Annotated in this window: 23 protein-coding genes and 1 pseudogene; 21 read left to right on the top strand and 3 right to left on the bottom strand. The window is 53.3% G+C overall.

The window, feature by feature from the left end; translation table 11 throughout:
- The first annotated feature begins 10 nt into the window (after positions 1–10).
- The 7 genes from FDX11_RS01985 (at position 11) to flgL (ending at position 7,063) form a co-directional block, all read left to right on the top strand.
- Complete coding sequence (locus tag FDX11_RS01985) at positions 11–766, top strand: flagellar basal body rod protein FlgF (protein ID WP_038639704.1); 756 nt, start codon at positions 11–13, stop codon at positions 764–766.
- 13 nt (positions 767–779) lie between these two features.
- Positions 780–1,562, top strand: a complete 783-nt coding sequence (flgG, locus tag FDX11_RS01990) for a flagellar basal-body rod protein FlgG (protein ID WP_006685087.1) — start codon at positions 780–782, stop codon at positions 1,560–1,562.
- A gap of 57 nt (positions 1,563–1,619) precedes the next feature.
- Complete coding sequence (gene flgH, locus FDX11_RS01995) at positions 1,620–2,318, top strand: flagellar basal body L-ring protein FlgH (RefSeq protein WP_016152630.1); 699 nt, start codon at positions 1,620–1,622, stop codon at positions 2,316–2,318.
- A 33-nt stretch (positions 2,319–2,351) separates the two neighbouring features.
- The gene (locus tag FDX11_RS02000; protein WP_087857787.1) at positions 2,352–3,428 is read left to right on the top strand and encodes a flagellar basal body P-ring protein FlgI; all 1,077 of its coding nucleotides are present in this window, start codon (positions 2,352–2,354) and stop codon (positions 3,426–3,428) included.
- On the top strand, positions 3,428–4,378 hold the full coding sequence (gene flgJ, locus FDX11_RS02005; protein WP_137397398.1) for a flagellar assembly peptidoglycan hydrolase FlgJ: 951 nt from the start codon (positions 3,428–3,430) through the stop codon (positions 4,376–4,378). The genes FDX11_RS02000 and flgJ overlap by 1 nt, the downstream gene beginning before the upstream one ends.
- Before the next feature lie 64 nt (positions 4,379–4,442).
- Positions 4,443–6,095 (top strand): flagellar hook-associated protein FlgK, encoded by a 1,653-nt coding sequence (gene flgK / locus FDX11_RS02010; protein WP_042309197.1) that lies wholly within the window; start codon positions 4,443–4,445, stop codon positions 6,093–6,095.
- A gap of 14 nt (positions 6,096–6,109) precedes the next feature.
- On the top strand, positions 6,110–7,063 hold the full coding sequence (gene flgL, locus FDX11_RS02015) for a flagellar hook-associated protein FlgL (RefSeq protein ID WP_061381769.1): 954 nt from the start codon (positions 6,110–6,112) through the stop codon (positions 7,061–7,063).
- Between the two features lie 77 nt (positions 7,064–7,140).
- Here flgL and FDX11_RS02020 read toward each other — a convergent pair whose 3' ends face one another.
- Positions 7,141–8,340, bottom strand: coding sequence for an MFS transporter (locus FDX11_RS02020; protein WP_137397399.1), 1,200 nt, complete (start codon positions 8,338–8,340; stop codon positions 7,141–7,143).
- 110 nt (positions 8,341–8,450) lie between these two features.
- Here FDX11_RS02020 and FDX11_RS02025 point away from each other — a divergent pair, with 110 nt between their 5' ends.
- Positions 8,451–9,386, top strand: a complete 936-nt coding sequence (locus FDX11_RS02025; RefSeq protein ID WP_137397400.1) for a LysR family transcriptional regulator — start codon at positions 8,451–8,453, stop codon at positions 9,384–9,386.
- Between the two features lie 40 nt (positions 9,387–9,426).
- On the opposite strand, the gene rne is transcribed toward FDX11_RS02025, so the two are convergent.
- Entirely contained in the window at positions 9,427–12,654 is a 3,228-nt protein-coding gene (rne, locus tag FDX11_RS02030) for a ribonuclease E (protein WP_137397401.1), read from the bottom strand.
- A gap of 574 nt (positions 12,655–13,228) precedes the next feature.
- Between rne and rluC the strand changes: the two genes are divergently transcribed.
- Positions 13,229–14,182, top strand: a complete 954-nt coding sequence (gene rluC / locus FDX11_RS02035; protein ID WP_170973616.1) for a 23S rRNA pseudouridine(955/2504/2580) synthase RluC — start codon at positions 13,229–13,231, stop codon at positions 14,180–14,182.
- Between the two features lie 83 nt (positions 14,183–14,265).
- Here the strand turns inward: rluC and FDX11_RS02040 are convergent, their stop codons facing one another.
- Positions 14,266–14,850: a nucleoside triphosphate pyrophosphatase gene (locus FDX11_RS02040; protein ID WP_042309189.1), complete on the bottom strand. Its 585-nt coding sequence runs from the start codon at positions 14,848–14,850 to the stop codon at positions 14,266–14,268.
- Between the two features lie 197 nt (positions 14,851–15,047).
- Here FDX11_RS02040 and yceD point away from each other — a divergent pair, with 197 nt between their 5' ends.
- From yceD to holB, 12 genes and pseudogenes are all read left to right on the top strand, one after another.
- A complete protein-coding gene (gene yceD / locus FDX11_RS02045) occupies positions 15,048–15,569 on the top strand; it encodes a 23S rRNA accumulation protein YceD (protein ID WP_137397402.1) in 522 nt (173 codons plus the stop codon).
- 16 nt (positions 15,570–15,585) lie between these two features.
- Positions 15,586–15,759 carry a 50S ribosomal protein L32 gene (gene rpmF, locus FDX11_RS02050; protein ID WP_003036242.1) on the top strand — a complete coding sequence of 58 codons (174 nt, stop codon included), beginning with the start codon at positions 15,586–15,588 and terminating at the stop codon, positions 15,757–15,759.
- A 122-nt stretch (positions 15,760–15,881) separates the two neighbouring features.
- Positions 15,882–16,961 carry a phosphate acyltransferase PlsX gene (gene plsX, locus FDX11_RS02055; RefSeq protein ID WP_072014758.1) on the top strand — a complete coding sequence of 360 codons (1,080 nt, stop codon included), beginning with the start codon at positions 15,882–15,884 and terminating at the stop codon, positions 16,959–16,961.
- 77 nt (positions 16,962–17,038) lie between these two features.
- Positions 17,039–17,992 (top strand): beta-ketoacyl-ACP synthase III, encoded by a 954-nt coding sequence (locus FDX11_RS02060; protein WP_006685075.1) that lies wholly within the window; start codon positions 17,039–17,041, stop codon positions 17,990–17,992.
- A gap of 15 nt (positions 17,993–18,007) precedes the next feature.
- Positions 18,008–18,937 carry an ACP S-malonyltransferase gene (gene fabD / locus FDX11_RS02065; RefSeq protein WP_042309182.1) on the top strand — a complete coding sequence of 310 codons (930 nt, stop codon included), beginning with the start codon at positions 18,008–18,010 and terminating at the stop codon, positions 18,935–18,937.
- A 12-nt stretch (positions 18,938–18,949) separates the two neighbouring features.
- Positions 18,950–19,684, top strand: a complete 735-nt coding sequence (gene fabG / locus FDX11_RS02070) for a 3-oxoacyl-ACP reductase FabG (protein WP_042309180.1) — start codon at positions 18,950–18,952, stop codon at positions 19,682–19,684.
- A 155-nt stretch (positions 19,685–19,839) separates the two neighbouring features.
- Entirely contained in the window at positions 19,840–20,076 is a 237-nt protein-coding gene (acpP, locus tag FDX11_RS02075) for an acyl carrier protein (protein ID WP_000103754.1), read from the top strand.
- 85 nt (positions 20,077–20,161) lie between these two features.
- Positions 20,162–21,403, top strand: coding sequence for a beta-ketoacyl-ACP synthase II (fabF, locus tag FDX11_RS02080; RefSeq protein WP_003036260.1), 1,242 nt, complete (start codon positions 20,162–20,164; stop codon positions 21,401–21,403).
- Positions 21,404–21,539: 136 nt separating this feature from the next.
- Positions 21,540–22,327 (top strand): annotated as a pseudogene (gene pabC / locus FDX11_RS02085) (aminodeoxychorismate lyase).
- 2 nt (positions 22,328–22,329) lie between these two features.
- Positions 22,330–23,352: a cell division protein YceG gene (yceG, locus tag FDX11_RS02090; protein WP_042309177.1), complete on the top strand. Its 1,023-nt coding sequence runs from the start codon at positions 22,330–22,332 to the stop codon at positions 23,350–23,352.
- On the top strand, positions 23,342–23,983 hold the full coding sequence (tmk, locus tag FDX11_RS02095; RefSeq protein ID WP_042309174.1) for a dTMP kinase: 642 nt from the start codon (positions 23,342–23,344) through the stop codon (positions 23,981–23,983). The genes yceG and tmk overlap by 11 nt, the downstream gene beginning before the upstream one ends.
- A complete protein-coding gene (gene holB / locus FDX11_RS02100; protein WP_137397403.1) occupies positions 23,980–24,984 on the top strand; it encodes a DNA polymerase III subunit delta' in 1,005 nt (334 codons plus the stop codon). The genes tmk and holB overlap by 4 nt, the downstream gene beginning before the upstream one ends.
- The last annotated feature ends 9 nt before the right edge of the window (positions 24,985–24,993 follow it).

A 24,993-nucleotide genomic window follows, 5' to 3' on the forward strand; every position in this document is an offset into this window, starting at 1 on the left:
GGATGGCTTAATGGATCACGCAATTTATACCGCTATGGGCGCGGCCAGTCAGACGCTGAATCAACAGGCGGTGACGGCCAGCAACCTGGCAAACGCCTCCACGCCAGGGTTTCGTGCGCAGCTCAATGCGCTGCGTGCGGTTCCTGTAGAAGGATTGTCTTTACCGACGCGTACGCTGGTAGTGGCCTCCACGCCAGGGGCCGATATGACGCCGGGCCAGATGGACTATACCTCCCGCCCGCTGGACGTGGCGCTGCAACAAGATGGCTGGTTGGCTGTGCAAACCGCGGACGGTAGCGAAGGGTATACCCGTAATGGTGCCATTCAGGTAAGCCCTACGGGTGAACTGACTATTCAGGGGCATCCGGTAATCGGTGAAGCCGGGCCGATAGCCGTACCGGAAGGTTCCGAAGTCACCATTGCGGCTGACGGGACGATCTCGGCGCTTAACCCTGGCGATCCGGCCAATACGGTTGCGCCCGTTGGGCGTTTGAAACTTGTCAAGGCGACGGGGAATGAAGTGCAACGTGGTGATGACGGTATGTTTCGTCTGACCCAGGCCGCGCAGGCTACCCGTGGTGCGACGTTACAGGCCGACCCCAGCATTCGCGTTATGTCGGGCGTGCTGGAAGGCAGTAACGTTAAGCCGGTTGCCGCGATGAGCGACATGATCGCCAACGCTCGCCGTTTCGAAATGCAAATGAAGATTATCAGTAGCGTGGATGATAACGCGGGCCGCGCCAACCAACTGCTGTCGATGAGTTAACACAGGACATTTTATGATCAGTTCATTATGGATCGCCAAAACCGGCCTGGATGCGCAGCAAACCAACATGGATGTGATTGCCAACAACCTGGCAAACGTCAGCACCAACGGATTTAAGCGCCAACGTGCGGTGTTTGAAGATCTGTTGTATCAGACGATTCGCCAGCCTGGCGCCCAGTCTTCTGAACAAACAACACTGCCTTCCGGTTTGCAGATTGGTACCGGTGTGCGTCCGGTGGCAACCGAGCGTTTACACAGCCAGGGTAACCTGTCGCAAACCAATAACAGTAAAGATGTGGCGATTAAAGGCCAGGGCTTTTTCCAGGTCATGCTGCCTGATGGTACGTCAGCTTATACCCGTGACGGTTCTTTCCAGGTGGATCAGAACGGTCAACTGGTGACCGCGGGTGGTTTTCAGGTTCAGCCTGCCATCACTATCCCGGCTAACGCGCTCAGCATCACCATTGGACGTGACGGGATAGTCAGTGTGACCCAACAGGGTCAGGCTGCGCCTGTTCAGGTCGGGCAGCTTAACCTGACCACCTTTATGAACGACACCGGCCTGGAAAGTATTGGTGAGAATCTGTACACCGAAACGCAGTCATCCGGCGCGCCAAATGAGAGTACACCGGGGCTGAACGGCGCGGGTCTGCTGTACCAGGGGTATGTTGAAACCTCTAACGTCAACGTGGCGGAAGAGCTGGTAAACATGATCCAGGTTCAGCGCGCTTACGAAATCAACAGTAAAGCGGTATCGACTACCGATCAGATGCTGCAAAAACTGACGCAACTCTAAAGTGGGGTCCGGTGGGGTGAGAGCCTCACCGGCACACGGATTTTGAAGATGACCGCAATGCGAAAATACGCGCTTCACCCATACCCAATTTTAGCCCTGCTGGTGGTTTCACTGACAGGGTGCGCCTGGATCCCAGCCACGCCGCTCGTGCAGGGCGCGACGTCTGCTCAACCCGTTCCAGGCCCGACGCCGGTGGCGAATGGCTCAATCTTCCAGTCGGCGCAGCCGATTAACTACGGTTATCAGCCGCTCTTCGAAGACCGCCGTCCGCGCAATATTGGCGATACGCTGACCATCGTATTGCAGGAAAACGTCAGCGCGAGCAAAAGTTCCTCGGCAAACGCCAGCCGCGACGGCAAGACCAACTTTGGTTTTGATACCGTACCGCGCTACCTGCAAGGGCTGTTTGGTAACGAACGTGCCGACGTAGAAGCCTCCGGTGGGAACACCTTTAACGGTAAAGGCGGCGCGAACGCCAGCAATACCTTCAGCGGTACGTTGACCGTGACGGTCGATCAGGTACTGGTGAATGGCAATTTACATGTCGTGGGTGAAAAACAGATCGCCATTAATCAGGGCACTGAGTTCATTCGCTTCTCCGGGGTTGTTAACCCACGCACCATCAGTGGCAGCAACTCCGTACCGTCAACTCAGGTTGCGGATGCGCGTATTGAGTATGTCGGCAACGGCTACATCAATGAAGCGCAAAATATGGGCTGGTTGCAGCGTTTCTTCCTTAACTTGTCGCCGATGTAAGCGAGGTACCCGGTGTTTAAATCTCTTGTTGGAATGGTACTGGTACTGGCAACCGCCTTTGCGCATGCCGACCGTATTCGTGACCTGACCAGCGTGCAGGGCGTGCGGGAAAACTCGTTGATAGGTTACGGGCTAGTGGTCGGGCTGGATGGTACTGGTGACCAGACCACACAGACGCCGTTTACGACGCAAACGCTCAATAACATGCTGTCGCAGTTGGGGATCACCGTACCAACCGGCACCAATATGCAGCTGAAAAACGTGGCGGCGGTGATGGTTACCGCGCAGTTCCCGGCTTTTGGTCGCCAGGGACAAACCATTGACGTGGTGGTCTCTTCCATGGGGAACGCCAAAAGCTTGCGCGGCGGAACGCTGCTGATGACCCCGCTGAAAGGGGTCGATAGCCAGGTATATGCCTTGGCGCAGGGGAATATTCTGGTTGGCGGTGCGGGCGCGGCTGCGGGTGGCAGTAGCGTGCAAGTTAACCAGCTCAATGGTGGACGCATCACCAATGGCGCGACCATCGAACGTGAGTTGCCCAGCCAGTTCGGCGGTGGCAACACCATTAATCTGCAGCTCAATAATGAAGATTTTACTATGGCGCAGCAGATCACCGACACAATCAACCGCTCGCGTGGCTTTGGTAGTGCAACGGCGCTGGATGCCCGGACCATACAAGTGCGTGTGCCAAGCGGCAACAGTTCGCAGGTACGTTTCCTTGCCGACATCCAGAATATGGAGGTGAACGTCACGCCGCAGGACGCGAAAGTCATTATCAACTCGCGTACGGGATCTGTGGTCATGAACCGTGAAGTCACGCTGGATAGCTGTGCCGTGGCGCAGGGTAACTTGTCGATTACGGTAAACCGCCAGGCAAACGTCAGCCAGCCGGATACGCCGTTTGGCGGCGGACAGACCGTGGTGACGCCACAAACGCAGATCGATCTGCGCCAGAGCGGCGGCTCGCTGCAAAGCGTACGTTCCAGCGCCAATCTGAACAACGTCGTGCGCGCGCTGAATGCGCTGGGGGCGACGCCGATGGATCTGATGTCCATTCTGCAATCGATGCAGAGCGCGGGTTGCTTACGCGCCAAACTGGAAATCATCTGATGATTGGTGACAGCAAACTGCTGACCAGCGCCGCCTGGGATGCGCAAGCACTGAACGAACTGAAAGCGAAAGCGGGTCAGGATCCGGCGGCGAATATTCGCCCCGTGGCCCGTCAGGTTGAAGGGATGTTCGTACAGATGATGCTGAAAAGCATGCGTGAAGCGTTGCCGAAAGATGGCGTGTTTAGCAGCGATTCAACGCGTTTGTATACCAGCATGTATGACCAACAAATTGCGCAGCAGATGACCGCAGGTAAAGGTCTGGGACTGGCTGAAATGATGGTTAAGCAGATGACGCAAGGGCAAGCGCAACCTGCTGATGATGTGCCACAGGTGCCGATGAAGTTCCCGCTGGAAACGGTGACCAGTTATCAAAACCAGGCGCTGACGCAACTGGTACGCAAAGCCATCCCGAGGGCGACGGAAAGTAATGATGAGCCGCTATCGGGCGACAGTAAAGACTTCCTCGCTCAGCTGTCGCTGCCGGCAAAACTGGCGAGTCAGCAAAGCGGCGTTCCGCATCATCTGATTCTGGCGCAGGCGGCGCTGGAGTCCGGATGGGGCCAGCGGCAAATTCGCCGGGAAAACGGCGAACCGAGCTTCAACATTTTTGGCGTGAAGGCTTCGGGAAGCTGGAAGGGACCAACGACCGAAATCACCACCACCGAATATGAAAACGGCGAGGCGAAAAAGGTGAAAGCCAGATTCCGCGTCTATAGCTCTTACCTTGAGGCGCTGTCGGATTATGTCGGGCTGATTTCCCGTAACCCGCGCTATGCGGCGGTGACCGCAGCCGCAACCGCTGAGCAAGGGGCGCAGGCCCTGCAAAATGCCGGCTACGCAACCGATCCTAACTATGCGCGGAAATTAACCAGCATGATCCAGCAGTTGAAATCGATGAGTGAAAAGGTGAGCAAAACCTACAGCACGAATATCGATAATCTCTTTTAAATAGCTCAAGTCTACTGACCTGCTGCCGATAATAACGAGTATTGAAGGATTACAAGGAACCTCCATGTCCAGCTTGATTAATAACGCGATGAGTGGACTCAGCGCAGCGCAGGCCGCGTTGAACACTGCCAGTAATAACATCTCCAGCTATAACGTCGCCGGATATACCCGACAAACGACCATTATGGCGCAAGCGAACAGCACGCTGGGTGCGGGGGGCTGGGTAGGCAATGGCGTCTATGTTTCTGGCGTACAGCGCGAGTATGACTCGTTTATCACCAATCAGTTGCGGGCAGCGCAAAACCAGAGCAGCGGTCTGACGACGCGTTATGAGCAAATGTCGAAAATCGACAACCTGCTGTCCAGCAAAACCAGTTCGATTTCAACCTCAATGCAGGATTTTTTTACCAGTCTGCAAACTCTGGTCAGTAATGCTGAAGACCCGGCGGCACGCCAGGCGCTGATTGGTAAAGCTGATGGTTTGGTGAATCAGTTTAAAACGACCGATCAGTATCTGCGTGATCAGGATAAGCAGGTTAATACCGCTATCAAAGCCAGCGTCGATCAGATCAACAACTACGCGAAACAAATCGCCAGCCTTAACGACCAGATTTCTCGTATGACTGGTGTCGGGGCTGGCGCATCCCCTAATGATTTGCTCGATCAGCGCGACCAACTGGTCAGTGAACTGAACCAGATTGTCGGCGTGGAAGTCAGCGTTCAGGACGGCGGCACTTACAACGTAACCATGGCGAATGGTTATTCACTGGTACAGGGCAGCAATGCGCGCCAACTGGCGGCAGTGCCCTCCAGTGACGATCCTTCGCGTACCACCGTTGCGTATGTAGATGGTGTTGCCGGAGCGGTTGAGATCCCTGAGAAATTGCTGAATACCGGTTCATTGGGTGGACTGCTCACCTTCCGTTCGCAGGAGCTGGATCAAACGCGTAACACGCTGGGCCAACTGGCGCTGGCATTTGCCGATGCGTTTAACACCCAGCATAAAGCAGGTTTTGATGCCAACGGCGATAAGGGCGAGAATTTCTTCGATATCGGCAGCCCGGTAGTGCTCAGCAACACGAAGAATAAAGGGACTGGTTCGCTTGATGTCAAAATGACGGACAGCTCTGCCGTGCAGGCAACAGATTATAAAATTGTGTTTGATGGCAAAGACTGGCAGGTGACTCGACTTGCCGACAACACCAGTTTTAAAGCCACCGTCACCGGTGGGAAAATGTCTTTTGACGGGATGGAGATCACCGTTAATGCTGGTGCGAAAGCGAATGACAGTTTCACCGTGAAACCGGTGAGCGACGCCATTATAGAAATGAAAGTCAAGGTGACAGACGAGTCGAAAATCGCCATGGCGTCAGAGAAAAATACGGATCCTACTGCAGATACAGGTGCAAGCGATAACCGTAACGGTCAGAAACTGCTGGATCTGCAAACCAAAGAAACTGTTGGTAATAAAACCTTTAACGACGCTTACGCCACCCTGGTGAGCGATGTGGGCAACAAAACGGCGACGCTGAAAACCAGCAGTACCACGCAAAACAATGTGGTCAAGCAGCTTTATAACCAGCAGCAGTCGATTTCCGGGGTAAACCTCGACGAAGAATACGGTAATTTGCAGCGTTATCAGCAGTATTACCTGGCCAACGCACAGGTATTGCAAACTGCGAATGCGCTGTTTGATGCATTGATTAATATTCGCTAAGGGAGAGGGACACAATGCGTATCAGCACCCAGATGATGTACCAGCAGAATATGCGTGGCATCACTAACTCTCAGGCTGAATGGATGAAGTTCGGCGAGCAGATGTCGACCGGCAAACGCGTGATCAGCCCGTCTGACGATCCGATTGCCGCGTCGCAGGCCGTCGTGCTTTCTCAGGCTCAGGCGCAGAACAGCCAGTATACGCTGGCGCGCACATTCGCTACGCAGAAAGTCTCGCTGGAAGAGAACGTACTGAGCCAGGTAACAACGGCTATTCAGGCTGCGCAGGAGAAAATTGTTTATGCCGGGAATGGTACATTAAGTGATGATGACCGTGCATCGTTGGCCACTGATTTACAGGGGATCCGCGATCAGCTGATGAACCTGGCGAACAGCACCGATGGCAATGGTCGCTATATTTTTGGTGGCTACAAAACAGAATCCGCGCCGTTTGCGCAGGCTGATGGTTCCTACAGTGGCGGTACCACAAATGTGACCCAGCAGGTTGATGCTTCCCGTACCATGGTCATTGGTCACACGGGCGATAAAATCTTCGCCAACCTGACCAGCAACGCCGTACCGGAACCACCGGGTAGCACTCAGGAAAAGAACCTGTTCAAAATGCTGGATAGCGCGATTGCAGAGCTAAAAATTCCTATTGCGGGTGATGATGTGGCAAAGGAGAAAGCCGCAGCAGCTATCGATAAAACCAATCGTGGCCTGAAAAACTCACTGAATAACGTGCTTTCCGTTCGCGCAGAATTAGGTACCCAGCTTAGTGAATTAAGCTCGCTGGATTCATTGGGAGCCGATCGTGCGTTAGGGCAAACCCAACAGATGAGTAACCTGGTGGATGTCGACTGGAATGCGGCGATTTCATCCTACGTCATGCAGCAGGCCGCACTTCAGGCTTCTTATAAAACATTTACCGACATGCAGGGAATGTCGTTATTCCAGCTTAATCGGTAATAACCCTTTTTGAACATATCTTGAAACTGGGTATGTTTGTCTGCCCGCTCCCTTAACACCCCGGAGCGGGCATTTTTTTAGGCTACCGTTGTTTTACTAATCCCCAGATTTCCCGTCAGTCTTATCACCAGCGCCAGCGCACCACTGATGGTTGCCAGCGTCACCACTCCTTCCCAGTTTGCCAGCGCATAGACCTGACTCCCGAGAACCGACCCCAGCGCCATACCAATGAACACCATAGTAAACAGCAGCGCATTCAGACGACCCCGGGCCTGAGGCTCCAGGCTATAAACCAGGTTCTGGTGGGCAACCAGGCTGGATTGCAATCCGAGATCAAAACCAACCGCCGAAAGAGCAATCAGCAGCCACTGCCCCTGTACTGGCAGGGCGGGTAACAAGAACATCAGTGCGAAAGAGACGGTTACCAGCAAAGCACCTAACTGCGTCACTTTTGCTGCGCCCACTTTGTCGGCAAGATGACCCGCCAGCGGTGCGGCAAGCGCACCGGCGGCTCCCGCGATACCAAATGCGCCCGCCATAGCGCTACCCATGTGGTAATGTTCAGCTAACATCACCGCCAGCGTGGACCAGAAAGCGCTAAAGGCTATGGACAGAAAGCCCTGTGCCAGCGCCGCGCGGCGCAATGCGGGATACCGTTGCCAGAGCTGCGCCATAGAGAGCATCAATGACGGATAGCTCAGTGTGGAATGGGCCGTAAAACGAGGCAGCGCCTTCCACATAATTACGGTAATAATGGCAATACTGGCGGCGGCAAGTTGGTACATCTCACGCCAGCCAAACGCTTCACCCACCAGTCCGCTGACGGTACGCGAGAGTAAAATCCCCAACAGCAGGCCTGTCATCACCGTGCCCACCGTTTTTCCTTGTTTGCCTTCCGGCGCCAGAATAGCCGCCGCGGGAACGATATCCTGCGCCATCGTTGCCGCCATGCCCATCAACAGGCTCACTATTAGCAGTGAATGCAACTGCCCGGTAAAACTGCATGCCAGAAGCAGTACGGCAAGAGAGATACTTTTCAGCAGGATTAATGTCCGGCGGTCATAACGATCGCCCAATGGCAATAAAAACAAAATACCCAGCGCGTATCCCGCCTGGGTCAGTGTTGGAACCAGTCCCATGCCGGTGATACTTAAGTTCAGATCCTGACCCATTAAAGGCAGAAGGGGCTGGGCATAGTAGATAGCAGCGACACTGAATCCGGCACCTGATGCCAGAACGAAAATGACCCAACGGGAAAGTGCGGTGTGTGTGTTCACAAATGATTCCTCAATCACAGGATGTGCGGCTATTTTTATCCTTCTGCGGGTGGTGCGGTAGCGAGCGCAGTGGTAAAACAGTTATACGCTGGGCGTATGAAGAAACTGATATGATAAAAACTGAACGTATAGATAGGGTGGGGCTAATGCGCACGTTTGTGCGCATCGTTGAAGCAGGATCGCTTTCGGCAGCGGCAAAACAGATGGGAACAACGCAAGCGACCGTAAGCCGACGGTTACAATCCCTGGAAACTCTGCTGGGAGTGAAACTGATCATGCGTACCACGCATGCGATGAAATTAACCGACGATGGAGAGCGTGGTTACCAGCACGCCAAAAATATCATCGATGCCTGGCTGGCGCTGGAAGATGGACTTAATGTCACGGAAGATGAACCGGTGGGGACGTTGCGCGTACGAGCGCCGCATGCGTTTGGACAGCAACAGCTCCTTGAGCCGCTTTTGCAGTTTCTTTCACGCTATCCACAGTTATCGGTGGAGTGGATGCTTAACGACAAAACCGTTGATTTTCTCAGCGATAATATTGATTGCGCGATTCGGGTTGGTGCGGAAGTCGATCCGGCCACGGTTTCTGTTTTACTGGCTGAAGTTCCCCGTAGCATGGTGGCGAGTCCTGTATTGCTGGAGCAATATGGTGAAATTTCGCACCCTGAGCAGTTATCCGTGCTGCCGTGGATTGCAGTGAACACATTTTTTCAGCATAGCGTTTCGTTGCTACACCAGGCGCGTAATGAACCTGTCACGCTGACTATTTCACCCAGATTAAGTACTGACAGTATTTATGTGGCAAGAAATGCCGCGCTGGCCGGGCTGGGAGTGACGATTGTTTCAAGCTGGATGGTTGAAGAAGATATCGCCAACGGACGTTTAGTTATGCTGCTACCCGAGTGGCGGGCGGCATCGTTGCCGGTGCATCTGGTTTATCCGTGGGCGCGTTACTATCCGACACGGTTGCGCAAATTTTTAGCGTTAATGAAGGATGTTATGCCGCAATTAACCGGGATGAAACGCGTAGAGCCGATATAAAAAAGCCGACCCTAAGGTCGGCTTTGAGGTTGATTATGGCTTATTCAACCGGCTGCGGGCGTGTTGCTGGCGCAGTGGCCTGATGCGTGGCGCTGTGTCCACCCGCAGCGCCTTTACCTTCAAAGGTGAACGCCGGGCGCTGCCAGTCGCTATGACGCGGCGCTTCTGGCACATATTCCGGCGCCGGAGCGCGGGTCATCGGCGCAGTCGCATGGCTGTGAAGGTGTTCGGCGTCAACGCTTGTTGCGACAACTTCAGCCTTAACGACCTCAGCTTCTGCAACTGGCGCGGCAACAACTTCCTGCGGCGCAGCGACTTCTTCCACAGTCGGCGCTACTTCCGCAACTTCTTCAACTACCTCCGGCTGTGAGACGACGATTTCCGCAGGCTCTTCAACCGCGACTTCAGCTACAGGTTCAGCTTCAGCGGCGATTTCTTCAGCTACAGGCGCGTCAGATTCAGCGATAATTTGCGGTTGTTCTTCAACCGGGGTCGCAATGACTTCCGGATGCGTGGTTTCAACAACGGCAATCTGAGGTTCCGTTACAACTTCCTCTGGCTGCACGGCTTCAACCGGCGCAGGAGTGTCCACAATGTGCTCAACGGCAGCCGCAGCAACCTGAGGCTCTACCGCGACAGAAGCAGTTTGCTCCTGGCGAATTTCCTGCTCGCGTTGGTCTTCAACTTGCTGATCCTGCGGACGAGCAACAGGGTAGCTGATCCATACTTTACCGGACGCTAATTCAGGAGAAGCACAGGCGACGGTCAGCGGCATTGGAGACTGAACCGGATAACGCTCGTCACGATAACGACGACGACGCTGTCCACTTACGCGCAGATGGCGAGGGGAACGGCGGGAACGACGCGGCATACCGTTGGAGTCACGCGCTTCGCTGTTGTCTTCCTGCTCAGGTGCGACAACGGCTGGCAGATCAACTTTCGCCAGTTCGGTACGCGAAGCCGGTACGGACTGCTCAACGGGTTGAGCGACAACGACCTCAGCTGCCACCGCGGCAGTTGCCACTTCGGCTTCAACCGCCGCGCTGTCCGTGTAACGAACTTTTTGGTTCAACTGACGCTGTTTACGACGAGTCTGAGGCTGACGTACGCGCTCTTCCTGCTCGGTATCCTGCGCTGGCTGTTCAGCCAGGTTCAGCTCTTTAACTTCCTGCTGCGCCTGACGCTTGTCATCGTTGCGGCGGCGGTTGCGCTCACGACGTGGAGTCTGCTGCTCATCACCTGATTTCGCTTTGTCTGCGACATCACTGGACTGCTGGCGATTATCGCGTGCTTCCGCATTTTGCTGCTGGGCCTGACGACGGTTACGACGATTGTCATCGCGGTTTTCGCCGTTTTCTGCACGTTCGTTACGGTTATCACGATCGCCACGGCTATCACGGTTATCACGACGATCGTTGCGATCGCGGCGATTATTTTGACGCGGTTTACGGCGGTCCTGCTGACGTTCCGTCTTCTCTTCAGCTTTCGGTGCGGGTTGTTCAACCGGCTTCGCTTCTTCGTTACCGCCGAAGATAGACTTCAGTGCGCTGAAGAAACGGCTAATCAAACCTGGCTGAGAGGCTGTTGCTGCGGTGGCGGCAGCAGCTTTAGGCGCGGCGGCTTTAACAACGGGCTCTTGCACGGTTGGAGCTGGCGGCACGTCTGGCATAGCAAAGGTCGCGAGTGCTGGTTGCTCTGGCTGCTTACGCTCGACATACTCTTGTTCTGACGGCAGCTCCATTGCTTCCTCGTGCAATTTCGGCAGCAAGTAGCTCAGGGTTGGCGTTTCTTCGCCTTTGCGGACGCGCAGCACGGAATAGTGCGGGGTTTCCATCTGATCGTTTGGCACGATCACACAACGCACGCCATTCTGACGCGTTTCTATAGCGTTGACCGCAGTACGCTTTTCGTTGAGCAGATAAGAGGCAATCGGCACAGGAACGATCGCGTGAACTTCCTGGGTATTCTCTTTTAACGCTTCTTCTTCGATCAGACGCAGAATAGACAGCGACAGCGATTCGTTATCACGCACGGTGCCGGTGCCGGAGCAGCGCGGGCAGACATGATGGCTGGACTCACCCAGTGACGGGCTCAGACGCTGACGGGACATCTCCAGCAGGCCGAAGCGAGAAATATGGCTGATCTGAATACGCGCTCGGTCCTGACGCACGGCTTCACGCAGACGGTTTTCAACCGCACGCTGGTGGCGAACCGGCGTCATATCGATAAAGTCGATGACAATCAGGCCGCCGAGGTCGCGCAGACGCAGCTGACGAGCAATTTCATCGGCGGCTTCCAGGTTGGTGTTGAATGCGGTTTCTTCGATGTCGCCGCCGCGCGTAGCACGTGCGGAGTTGATATCGATAGCGGTAAGGGCTTCAGTGCTGTCGATGACGATGGAGCCGCCGGACGGCAGACGCACTTCGCGCTGGAACGCAGACTCAATCTGAGATTCAATTTGATAGTGGCTGAACAGCGGGATTTCACCGGTGTACAGTTTGATTTTGCTGCTGAAATCTGGACGACCCAGCGCGGCGATGTGCTGACGCGCCATCTCCATGACTTTTGGGTTATCGATGAGAATTTCGCCGATGTCCTGACGTAAATAGTCACGGAACGCGCGAACGATGACGTTGCTTTCCTGGTGGATCAGGAATGGAGCAGGGCGGCTGTCAGCGGCTTTTTGAATGGCTTCCCAGTGTTTCAGGCGGAAGCTCAGGTCCCACTGCAGCGCTTCGGCGGATTTGCCGACGCCTGCGGTACGCACGATAAGCCCCATGCCATCAGGCAATTCCAGGCTTGCCAGCGCTTCTTTTAATTCGGTACGATCGTCGCCTTCAATACGACGGGAGATGCCGCCCGCGCGCGGGTTGTTCGGCATCAGAACCAGATAACTACCCGCCAGGCTGATAAAGGTGGTCAGCGCAGCGCCTTTATTGCCGCGTTCTTCTTTATCGATCTGAACGATGACTTCCTGGCCTTCACGCAACACATCTTTAATGTTGGGACGACCATGGGAGTTGTAGTTAGCGGGGAAGTATTCGCGGGCAATTTCTTTTAACGGAAGGAAACCGTGACGTTCAGCGCCGTAATCAACAAAAGCAGCTTCCAGACTCGGTTCAATACGGGTAATTTTACCTTTATAGATGTTGGCTTTTTTCTGTTCGTGTCCAGGACTTTCGATATCCAGATCGTACAGACGTTGCCCATCTACAAGGGCGACACGCAACTCTTCCTGCTGAGTCGCGTTAATTAACATTCTTTTCATCGTAACTTACTCATTATTCTTACATTGACGACTAAGCTGCGGGCAGAGTAATGCCTTTCCGGGTGTGAACCGATGGCCTCGTGTCTATTCGCGTCGCCAACCTCACGGTTATCGTCAGCTCAAAGAGGCGCAGAGTGTCGGTTGCCTGTATTTCATACGGAAACACAGCGCAATTATCAGGGGAACAGTCTGGGTGTTACTCTCCAGAAAAGCTTCCTTATTACCGGTAAGGACTGCAACCCGCAGCCCGCTAACTGCCTGAAAGATCAATACGTCTTACGCCATTGCTGCGTTGATGATCGGTCGGGCAAAATTGGGTCATTCCGGAAAAGGTCTTGTTTTAACAAGATTCAACACGGAAACAACCTCATTATTCCACTGCTAACCTTGTTATAGCAAGATGACTTTTGCCATTTATCACCCGGTTACTCACAGTTTTTTCACTTCCGCATAGTGATTGGTTTAATAACCACCAAATCGGCTATGTCAAACTTAAGTAATAGGGTATAGCAGTTAATATAAGCATAGAAAAATGTGTGGCGCGAATCTTGATGGCTATTTAAAATCGGCCCCCATGAAAACAGAGACTCCAGCCGTAAAAACAGTTGCCATTACTGCCGACGAAGCAGGGCAACGCATCGACAACTTTTTGCGTACTCAACTCAAGGGTGTGCCGAAAAGTATGATTTATCGCATTTTGCGTAAAGGCGAAGTGCGGGTGAATAAAAAGCGCATTAAACCCGAGTACAAACTCGAAGATGGGGACATCGTGCGTATTCCACCTGTGCGTGTCGCCGAACGTGAAGAAGAGACTATTTCCCCAAATCTGCAGAAGGTTGCGGCGCTGACTGATGTCATTTTATATGAAGATGATCATATTCTGGTGCTTAACAAACCTTCAGGAACGGCCGTACATGGCGGAAGCGGATTAAGCTTTGGTGTTATTGAAGGCTTACGCGCGTTACGTCCGGAAGCGCGTTTCCTCGAGCTGGTGCATCGCCTGGACCGGGATACCTCCGGTGTGCTGCTGGTTGCTAAAAAACGCTCAGCTTTACGTTCGTTGCATGAGCAGTTGCGTGAAAAAGGGATGCAGAAAGACTATCTGGCGCTGGTGAGAGGCCAGTGGCAGTCACATGTCAAAACCGTGCAGGCGCCGCTGTTGAAGAATATTCTGCAAAGCGGCGAGCGTATCGTGCGGGTGAATCAGGAAGGCAAGCCGTCGGAAACACGCTTTAAGGTAGAGGAGCGCTATGCGTTTGCCACGCTCGTGCGCTGTAGTCCGGTGACAGGGCGTACGCACCAGATTCGTGTGCATACCCAATATGCCGGGCATCCGATAGCCTTTGACGATCGCTATGGCGACCGCGAGTTCGATAAGCAACTCGCGGATACCGGACTGAACAGGCTGTTCCTTCACGCCGCGGCGTTAAAATTCACCCATCCGGGGACGGGCGAAGTGATGCGTGTTGAAGCGCCGCTGGATAAGCAGTTGAAGCGCTGCCTTGAGGTGTTACGCAGCAAAGCCTGATGCGCGTTGCTTATCAGGCCTACAAATCGCGTTATGTGCTGTAGGCCTGACAAGACGCATCGCGTCGCCATCAGGCAGATTAACTAGGCGTTCAGCGGGTTCATCTCTTCCCGGCGCAGCATTTGACACAATGCGATCAGCGGCAGGCCGATCAGCGTATTTGGGTCGCGGCCCTCAAGACGCTCAAAGAGAGCAATACCTAACCCCTCACTTTTAAAACTACCGGCACAATGTAGCGGGCGTTCTTTGCGCAGGTAATCATCAATTTCCGCTTCGCTTAAATGCCGAAAATGAACATCGAACGGCTCGACCTCAGTTTGTAAATGTCCGGTAGCTGAATTATAAAGCGCCAGTCCGGTGTAAAAAGTCACAATATTGCCACGGGCTTTGAGTAATTGTTGGCGCGCATTTTCTTCTGTTAATGGTTTGCCGGTTATTTCACCATCAAGAACACAAATTTGATCGGAGCCAATAATCAGATGCGCTGGATAACGGTGAGCGAGAGATTGCGCTTTTTGTTGCGCCAGTCGCGAGACTAAATGGCGTGGCGCTTCGCCGGGTAACGGCGTTTCATCCACCTCGGGAGCCGCGCATTCGAACGGAATTGCCAGTTTTTCAAGTAAAGCGCGACGCCAGGGAGAGGTCGAGGCAAGTATAAGTTGAGGCATATTTTTCCCCTCGCATATAGCGTATTGATGAGAGCCATTTTAAACTATGGACTTCGTCCTACAAGCTGGCTGTATTGGCTTGTCTTGAGCGATTTTAAGTCGATGACCCGCAATGTGTGCGAATTATTTGCAAAAGGCAACCTCAGGCTGCCTTTTTCTTTGACTATATGACGTTACAAAGTTAATATGCGCGCCCTATGCAAAAGGTAAAATTACCCCTGACTCTTGATCCGGTTCGTACGGCTCAAAAACGCCTCGATTATGAAGGTATCTATACTTCTGATCTGGTTGAGCGCGTCGCCGATTCTGTAGTCAGTGTGGACAGTGATGTGGAATGCTCCATGTCGTTCGCTATCGATAACCAGTGCCTTGCCGTGATAACCGGCGATGCAAAAGTGTCGGTTACGCTCGAATGTCAGCGTTGCGGGAAACCGTTCCCACTTCATGTTCACACAACATATTGTTTTAGTCCTGTCCGTTCTGACGAGCAGGCTGAAGCACTCCCGGAAGCGTATGAGCCGATTGAGGTTAACGAGTTCGGTGAAATCGATCTGCTTGCAATGGTTGAAGATGAGATTATCCTCTCCTTGCCGGTAGTTCCGGTGCATGATTCTGAACACTGTGAAGTGTCCGAGGCGGACATGGTCTTTGGTGAATTGCCTGATGAAGCGCAAAAACCAAACCCATTTGCCGTATTAGCCAGCTTAAAGCGTAAGTAATTGAGGAGTAAGGTCCATGGCCGTACAACAGAATAAACCAACCCGTTCCAAACGTGGCATGCGTCGTTCTCATGACGCTCTGACCGCAGTCACCAGCCTGTCTGTAGACAAAACTTCTGGTGAACAACACCTGCGTCACCACATCACTGCCGACGGTTTCTACCGTGGCCGTAAGGTAATCGCTAAGTAATCACGCATGACTCAATGGATTTCCCGCTTCGGTGAGAAAGACAGAGAGCGCAAGCGTGATGAAGCTTAGTGAGGCTTTCCCCGGGTAACTGGGGAAACACCTAACCGGGCAGCGACGATACCTTGACACGTCTAACCCTGGCGTTAGATGTCATGGGGGGAGATTTTGGCCCTACCGTGACAGTGCCTGCAGCATTGCAGGCACTGAATTCTAATTCGCAACTCACACTTCTTTTAGTCGGGGATCCCGATACAATCACGCCATTACTTGCCAAAGCTGACTTCGAACAACGTTCACGTCTGCAGATTATCCCTGCTCAGTCAGTTATTGCCAGTGATGCCCGGCCCTCGCAAGCTATTCGCGCCAGTCGTGGAAGCTCAATGCGTGTTGCCCTGGAGCTCGTGAAAGAAGGTCGAGCGCAAGCCTGTGTGAGCGCCGGTAATACGGGCGCGCTAATGGGACTTGCGAAGTTATTGCTCAAACCTCTTGAAGGTATTGAGCGTCCTGCGCTGGTGACGGTTTTACCGCATCAACAAAAGGGCAAAACGGTGGTGCTGGATTTAGGCGCTAACGTGGATTGTGATAGCACGATGTTGGTGCAATTTGCCGTCATGGGTTCCGTCCTGGCAGAAGAAGTCGTTGGGATTGCTAATCCTCGCGTTGCGTTGCTCAACATCGGCGAAGAAGAAACTAAAGGTCTCGACAGTATTCGGGATGCTTCTGCAGTGCTAAAAACAATCCCTTCCATTAACTATATAGGCTATCTTGAAGCCAATGAGTTACTGACTGGCAAAACCGATGTGCTGGTCTGTGACGGCTTTACCGGCAATGTCACATTAAAGACGATGGAAGGTGTTGTCAGAATGTTCCTTTCACTGCTGAAATCTCAGGGTGAGAGCAAAAAACGGTCGTGGTGGCTGCTTTTATTAAAACGTTGGTTACAAAAAAGCCTGACAAGGCGATTTAGTCACCTCAACCCCGACCAGTATAATGGCGCCTGTCTGTTAGGATTGCGCGGCACGGTGATTAAGAGTCATGGTGCGGCTAATCAGCGAGCATTTGAGGTCGCGATTGAACAGGCAGTGCAGGCGGTGCAGCGACAAGTTCCTCAGCGAATTGCCGCTCGCCTGGAATCTGTATACCCAGCTGGATTCGAACTGCTGGACGATGGCGAAAGCGCAAACTCACGGGCGCACAGATAACAGTGCGTTTGTGAATGCTGCCAGCGTACCGGCGTTTTGCTCGTGGCGGTATATAACCAAAAAGTGACTGAGCGTACATGTATACGAAGATTATTGGTACCGGCAGCTATCTGCCTGAACAAGTGCGTACTAACGCCGATTTGGAAAAAATGGTCGAGACATCTGATGAGTGGATCGTCACTCGTACAGGTATCCGTGAACGCCACATTGCAGCGCCAAATGAAACAGTTGCGACGATGGGCTTTGCCGCCGCAAACCGTGCACTGGAAATGGCGGGCATCGACAAAGAAGAAATTGGTCTGATTGTGGTTGCCACCACATCATCCACACACGCATTTCCAAGCGCGGCATGCCAGATCCAAAGTATGCTGGGGATCAAAGGCTGTCCGGCGTTTGACGTTGCGGCCGCTTGTGCGGGTTTTACCTATGCCCTGAGTGTTGCTGACCAGTACGTTAAGTCTGGCGCAGTGAAGCATGCGCTGGTCGTGGGGTCTGATGTCCTGGCTCGTACCTGTGATCCAACCGATCGTGGAACGATCATTATCTTTGGTGACGGCGCGGGCGCGGTGGTACTGAGCGCATCCGAAGAGCCGGGCATTCTCTCCACGCATCTGCACGCTGATGGTCGCTACGGTGAGTTGTTGACGCTTCCTAACGCCGATCGCGTAAATCCGGATAACCCGATTCACCTGACGATGGCGGGTAACGAAGTATTTAAAGTCGCGGTGACCGAGCTTGCCCACATCGTTGATGAAACGCTGGAAGCCAATAATCTCGACCGTTCTGCGCTGGACTGGCTGGTGCCGCATCAGGCAAACCTGCGCATTATCAGCGCGACAGCGAAAAAGCTGGGCATGTCGATGGATAATGTCGTCGTTACACTGGACAGACATGGCAATACGTCCGCGGCTTCCGTACCGTGCGCACTGGACGAAGCCGTCCGCGACGGGCGTATCAAAGCCGGGCAGTTGATATTGCTTGAAGCCTTCGGGGGTGGATTCACCTGGGGCTCCGCGCTGGTTCGTTTCTAGTATAAGGATTTTAACATGACGCAATTTGCATTTGTGTTTCCGGGGCAGGGTTCCCAGACCGTTGGGATGTTGTCTGAAATGGCAGCAAGCTACCCAATTGTTGAAGAAACTTTTGCTGAAGCATCAGCTGCGCTGGGCTATGATCTGTGGGCGCTGACTCAGCAAGGTCCGGCAGAAGAACTGAATAAAACCTGGCAGACGCAGCCAGCGCTATTGGCTGCGTCTGTCGCGCTGTATCGCGTATGGCAGCAGCAGGGGGGTAAAACACCTGCGCTGATGGCAGGTCACAGCCTGGGCGAATACTCTGCGCTGGTATGTGCGGGCGTAATGGGTTTTGCCGATGCCGTCCGTCTGGTTGAACTGCGCGGCAAATTCATGCAGGAAGCCGTACCGGAAGGTACTGGCGGCATGTCTGCGATTATTGGTCTGGACGATGCCTCTATCGCTAAAGCGTGTGAAGAGTCTGCCGAAGGGCAGGTCGTTTCTCCGGTTAACTTCAACTCGCCGGGCCAGGTAGTTATCGCCGGGCATAAAGAAGCCGTAGAACGTGCAGGGGCTGCCTGTAAAGCCGCTGGCGCCAAGCGTGCGCTGCCGTTGCCGGTCAGCGTGCCTTCTCACTGCGCGCTGATGAAGCCTGCCGCTGAGAAACTGGCCGTTGAATTGCAAAAAATCACTTTCAACGCGCCGACTGTTCCAGTTGTGAACAACGTCGACGTGAAGTGTGAAACTACCGCAGACGCGATTCGCGATGCGCTGGTGCGTCAACTGTACAGCCCGGTTCAGTGGACCAAAACCGTTGAATTTATGGCATCGCAGGGCGTAGAGCACCTGTATGAAGTGGGGCCAGGTAAAGTTCTCACCGGTTTGACGAAACGTATTGTTGACACCCTGACCGCTTCGGCACTGAATGAGCCGACAGCGCTGTCTGCGGCGCTAGAGCAATAAAAGAGGAAGCCCATGAATTTTGAAGGAAAAATCGCGCTGGTAACCGGTGCAAGCCGTGGAATTGGCCGCGCAATTGCTGAGACACTCGTTGCCCGTGGCGCGAAAGTTATCGGTACTGCAACCAGTGAAAACGGCGCGCAGGCCATTAGCGATTACTTAGGTGCAAATGGTAAAGGTCTGATGTTGAATGTGACCGATCCGGCATCTATCGAATCTGTTCTGGAAAATATTCGCGCAGAATTTGGTGAAGTCGATATTCTGGTCAATAATGCCGGGATTACTCGTGATAACCTGTTAATGCGCATGAAAGATGACGAGTGGAACGATATCATCGAAACCAACCTGTCATCTGTTTTCCGTCTGTCAAAAGCGGTAATGCGAGCTATGATGAAAAAGCGTCATGGGCGTATTATCACTATCGGTTCTGTGGTTGGTACCATGGGAAATGCGGGTCAGGCTAACTACGCTGCGGCGAAAGCAGGTCTGATCGGCTTCAGTAAATCACTGGCGCGCGAAGTTGCGTCCCGTGGTATTACTGTAAACGTTGTTGCTCCGGGCTTTATTGAAACGGACATGACGCGTGCGCTGTCTGACGATCAGCGTGCGGGTATCCTGGCGCAGGTTCCTGCGGGTCGCCTTGGTGGCGCTCAGGAAATCGCCAGTGCGGTTGCATTTTTAGCTTCTGACGAAGCAAGTTACATCACAGGTGAGACTTTGCACGTCAACGGCGGGATGTACATGGTTTAACCACGATTGAAAAATATTTGCGTTATTAGTGGGAATGGCCTCAAAATAACGTAAAATCGTGGTAAGACCTGCCGGGATTTAGTTGCAAATTTTTCAACATTTTATACACTACGAAAACCATCGCGAAAGCGAGTTTTGATAGGAAATTTAAGAGTATGAGCACTATCGAAGAACGCGTTAAGAAAATTATCGGCGAACAGCTGGGCGTTAAGCAGGAAGAAGTTACCAACAATGCTTCCTTCGTTGAAGACCTGGGCGCAGATTCTCTTGACACCGTTGAGCTGGTAATGGCTCTGGAAGAAGAGTTTGATACTGAGATTCCGGACGAAGAAGCTGAGAAAATCACTACCGTTCAGGCTGCCATTGATTACATCAACGGCCACCAGGCGTAAGTGAACATCTCCAGGCGGTCATTCGACCGCCTGAGTTTTATCTTTTTATCCCACTTGAATTATTTTCCCTCCCTGGAGGACAACCGTGTCTAAGCGTCGTGTAGTTGTGACCGGACTGGGCATGTTGTCTCCTGTCGGCAATACCGTAGAGTCTACCTGGAAAGCTCTCCTTGCCGGTCAGAGTGGCATCAGCCTGATCGACCATTTCGATACTAGCGCCTATGCAACGAAATTTGCTGGCTTAGTAAAGGATTTTAACTGTGAAGACATTATCTCGCGCAAAGAACAGCGCAAGATGGATGCTTTCATTCAATATGGAATTGTCGCTGGCGTTCAGGCCATGCAGGATTCTGGCCTCGAAATTACGGAAGAGAACGCCCACCGTATTGGCGCCGCTATTGGCTCCGGTATTGGCGGCCTCGGTCTGATCGAAGAAAACCATACCTCTTTGGTAAACGGTGGACCACGTAAGATCAGCCCGTTCTTCGTTCCGTCGACGATTGTTAACATGGTGGCAGGTCACCTGACCATCATGTACGGCCTGCAAGGGCCAAGCATCTCCATCGCGACTGCCTGTACTTCAGGCGTACATAACATCGGTCATGCCGCACGTATCATTGCATACGGTGATGCAGACGCGATGGTTGCGGGTGGTGCTGAAAAAGCCAGTACGCCGCTGGGCGTGGGTGGCTTTGGCGCGGCACGTGCGCTGTCTACGCGTAATGATAACCCGCAAGCGGCAAGCCGCCCATGGGATAAAGAGCGTGATGGCTTTGTGCTTGGCGACGGCGCAGGCATGGTGGTACTGGAAGAGTACGAGCATGCGAAAGCGCGCGGCGCAAAAATCTATGCTGAAGTTGTTGGCTTTGGTATGAGCAGCGATGCTTACCACATGACGTCACCACCGGAAAACGGTGCAGGCGCTGCGCTGGCAATGGTCAACGCACTGCGTGATGCGGCTATCGAAGCGGGTCAGATCGGCTATGTCAACGCGCATGGTACGTCTACTCCTGCAGGCGATAAAGCTGAAACCCAGGCAGTGAAATCTGTCTTTGGCGATGCAGCGAGCCGTGTGATGGTAAGCTCAACCAAATCCATGACCGGGCACCTGTTAGGCGCTGCGGGCGCGGTAGAGTCTATTTTCTCTATCCTGGCGCTGCGCGATCAGGCTATTCCGCCAACCATCAACCTGGATAACCCGGATGAAGGTTGTGACCTGGACTTCGTTCCTCACGAAGCGCGTCAGGTGAGTGGTTTGGAATATGCTCTGTGTAACTCCTTCGGCTTCGGTGGTACCAACGGTTCTTTGATCTTTAAAAAGATTTAAGTCCCGTCAGGTGATGCGTTAGCAACGAAATAAAACTGAAAAGGTCCGCTTGTCGGGCCTTTTTTTATTCGGTTTTTCGCCCTTGTCCTGTGTTACTCATCCTGCCAAACTAGCGGACCAGATATAAGGAGCCTCCATGTTCTTAATTAATGGCCGCGAGCAAAATCTGCTGGCCGCAAGCGATCGAGCGACTCAATTTGGTGATGGTTGTTTTACTACCGCGCGAATTATCGACGGTGAAATTTGCCTCTTTGCAGCGCATCTTGCGCGTTTACAAGACGCTTGCCAAAAGTTGCTGATCTCTTTCGAACAATGGCCAGAGCTGCAAGATGAAATGAAAATCCTGGCGCAAGGACACGCGCGTGGCGTATTGAAAGTCATTATTAGCCGCGGTAGCGGCGGTGTCACAATGCCACCCGTATTCTCTCTGTTTCAGCCTGGCCCGAACATTACGATCGTTGGCGCCATGAAGGGATTACGCTGGCGTTGAGTCCAGTGCGTCTGGGCCGTAATCCGCTGCTTGCCGGACTTAAGCATCTGAATCGCCTGGAGCAGGTATTGATTCGCTCTCATCTTGAGCAGACGGATGCCGATGAAGCGCTGGTTCTTGACAGCGAGGGATGGGTTACGGAATGCTGTGCGGCTAATTTGTTCTGGCGTAAAAGGAACGTGGTTTACACTCCCCGGTTGGATCAGGCCGGAGTGAACGGCATTATGCGACAATTCTGTATCCGTATGCTGGCACAATCACCGTTCAGTCTTGTCGAAGTGTATGCCGGGTTGGAGGAGATTATGCAAGCCGATGAAATCGTCGTCTGTAACGCATTAATGCCGGTTATTCCCGTGCGGACCTGTGGCGGCACGTTGTTGTCTTCACGTTTATTATTCGATTTTTTAGCCCCACTTTGTGAGCACCCGAATTAGTCATGAAAAAACTGTTACTCGTTGTCCTGTTATTGCTGGTTGTGCTGGGCATTGCCGCGGGAGTGGGAATGTGGAAAGTTCGCCATCTGGCGGACAGTAAGTTATTGATTAAAGAAGAGACCATTTTTACGCTGAAAGCGGGTACAGGCCGTCTGGCTCTCGGTGAACAGCTGTATGTGGATAAGGTTATCAATCGTCCGCGCGTGTTCCAGTGGCTGCTGCGTGTGGAGCCTGAGCTGTCGCATTTTAAGGCGGGTACCTATCGCCTGACGCCCGACATGACGGTGCGAGAGATGCTGCTACTGCTGGAAAGCGGTAAAGAGGCGCAGTTCCCGTTACGTCTGGTGGAAGGGATGCGCCTGAGTGATTACCTCAAACAACTGCGCGATGCGCCCTATATCAAACATACGCTGAGTGACGATAACTACGAGACTGTCGCTCAGGCGCTGAAGCTGGAAAACCCGCAGTGGGTGGAAGGCTGGTTCTGGCCCGATACCTGGATGTATACCGCTAATACGACCGACGTAGCACTGCTAAAACGTGCGCATCAAAAGATGGTTAAAGCGGTGGATACCGTCTGGGAAGGGCGCGCTGATGGCTTGCCTTATCAGGATAAAAATCAGCTAGTGACAATGGCCTCGATTATTGAAAAAGAAACCGCGGTTGCCAGCGAGCGCGACCAGGTGGCATCGGTCTTTATTAACCGCTTACGTATTGGCATGCGTTTACAAACCGATCCGACGGTGATTTACGGGATGGGGACACGGTATAATGGCAAATTATCGCGTGTGGATTTAGAAACGCCAACCGCCTATAACACCTACACCATCACCGGGCTGCCGCCTGGCCCGATTGCCATGCCGGGAGAGGCCTCGTTGCAGGCTGCCGCACATCCGGCAAAAACGCCGTATCTCTATTTCGTGGCAGATGGTAAAGGCGGCCACACATTTAACACCAATCTTGTCAGCCATAACCGGTCAGTACAGGATTACCTGAAAGTGCTTAAGGAAAAAAATGGGCAGTAACTATATCGTCATCGAGGGCCTGGAAGGCGCCGGAAAAACCACTGCGCGTAATGTGGTGGTAGAGACACTTGAGCAACTCGGTATTCGTGACATGGTTTTTACCCGCGAGCCTGGTGGAACGCAGCTCGCTGAGAAACTAAGAAGTCTGGTGCTGGACATTAAGTCGGTGGGTGACGAGGTCATTACCGACAAAGCCGAAGTCCTGATGTTTTACGCCGCGCGCGTACAGTTGGTCGAAACTGTTATTAAACCTGCTCTGGCGAGAGGAGCATGGGTCATTGGCGATCGTCACGACCTGTCGACCCAGGCGTATCAGGGCGGTGGCCGCGGCATTGATCAAAATATGCTGGCAACGCTGCGTGATGCGGTACTCGGAAATTTTCGCCCGGACCTGACGCTCTATCTGGATGTCACTCCAGAAGTCGGATTGAAGCGTGCGCGTGCGCGTGGTGAACTGGACCGTATTGAACAGGAATCTTTCGATTTCTTTAATCGTACCCGAGCGCGCTATCTTGAGCTGGCTGCCAAAGACGCCAGCATTCGTACTATCGACGCTACGCAGCCGCTGGAGGCTGTGATGGCTGATATCCGCAATACCGTTACCCAGTGGGTGAAGGAGCAGGGCGCATGAAATGGTACCCATGGTTACGACCTGATTTTGAAAAACTGGTAGCGAGCTACCAGGCCGGTCGTGGTCACCATGCGTTACTGATTCAGGCGTTACCCGGCATGGGCGACGATGCACTGATTTACGCGCTCAGTCGCTATTTAATGTGTCAGCAGCCGGAAGGACATAAAAGCTGCGGACACTGCCGCGGCTGTCAGCTGATGCAGGCGGGAACGCATCCGGACTACTATTCGCTGCTGCCGGAAAAAGGCAAAAGCACGCTCGGGGTTGATGCGGTACGCGAAGTCAGTGAGAAACTGTACGAGCATTCACGCCTGGGCGGGGCGAAAGTGGTGTGGATCCCGGATGCCGCCCAGTTAACCGACGCCGCCGCTAATGCGTTGCTGAAAACGCTGGAAGAGCCTCCGGCGCATACCTGGTTCTTCCTCGCCAGTCGAGAGCCTGCACGTTTATTGGCCACGCTACGTAGCCGCTGTCGGTTACATCACCTTGCACCACCGGCAGAGTCGTACGCTATCTCCTGGCTTAGCCGTGAAGTGACGGTGTCACCGGAAGCATTGTCGAGCGCATTACGTCTGAGCGCGGGATCGCCGGGTGCGGCATTAACGTTACTGCAGGACGCAAGCTGGACGCACCGCACAGATTTCCTCGCTGCGCTGGCGAACACCCTGCATTCAGGCGACTGGTATATCCTGTTAACGGCGCTCAACTACGATCAGGCTGCCGCTCGTTTACACTGGCTGGCAACGCTGCTGACGGATGCTTTAAAGCGTCCCTATGGGATTTCCCATTTAACCAATCCTGATGCTCAGGATCTCATCTCTTCTATCGCAGAGCGGTTATCCGTCGCCCAGATACAGGCGATACTCGGTGATGTTTGTCATTGCCGTCAGCAGTTGCTGAACGTGACGGGTATAAACCGTGAACTGGTGTTAACCGATCTTATCCTTCGTATTGAGCATTACCTGCAACCAGGCACCGTACTGCCTGTTCCTCATCTTTGAGAGAGACAT

The sequence above is a fragment of the Citrobacter sp. wls714 genome (assembly GCF_005281025.1).
Lineage (GTDB): Bacteria > Pseudomonadota > Gammaproteobacteria > Enterobacterales > Enterobacteriaceae > Citrobacter > Citrobacter werkmanii.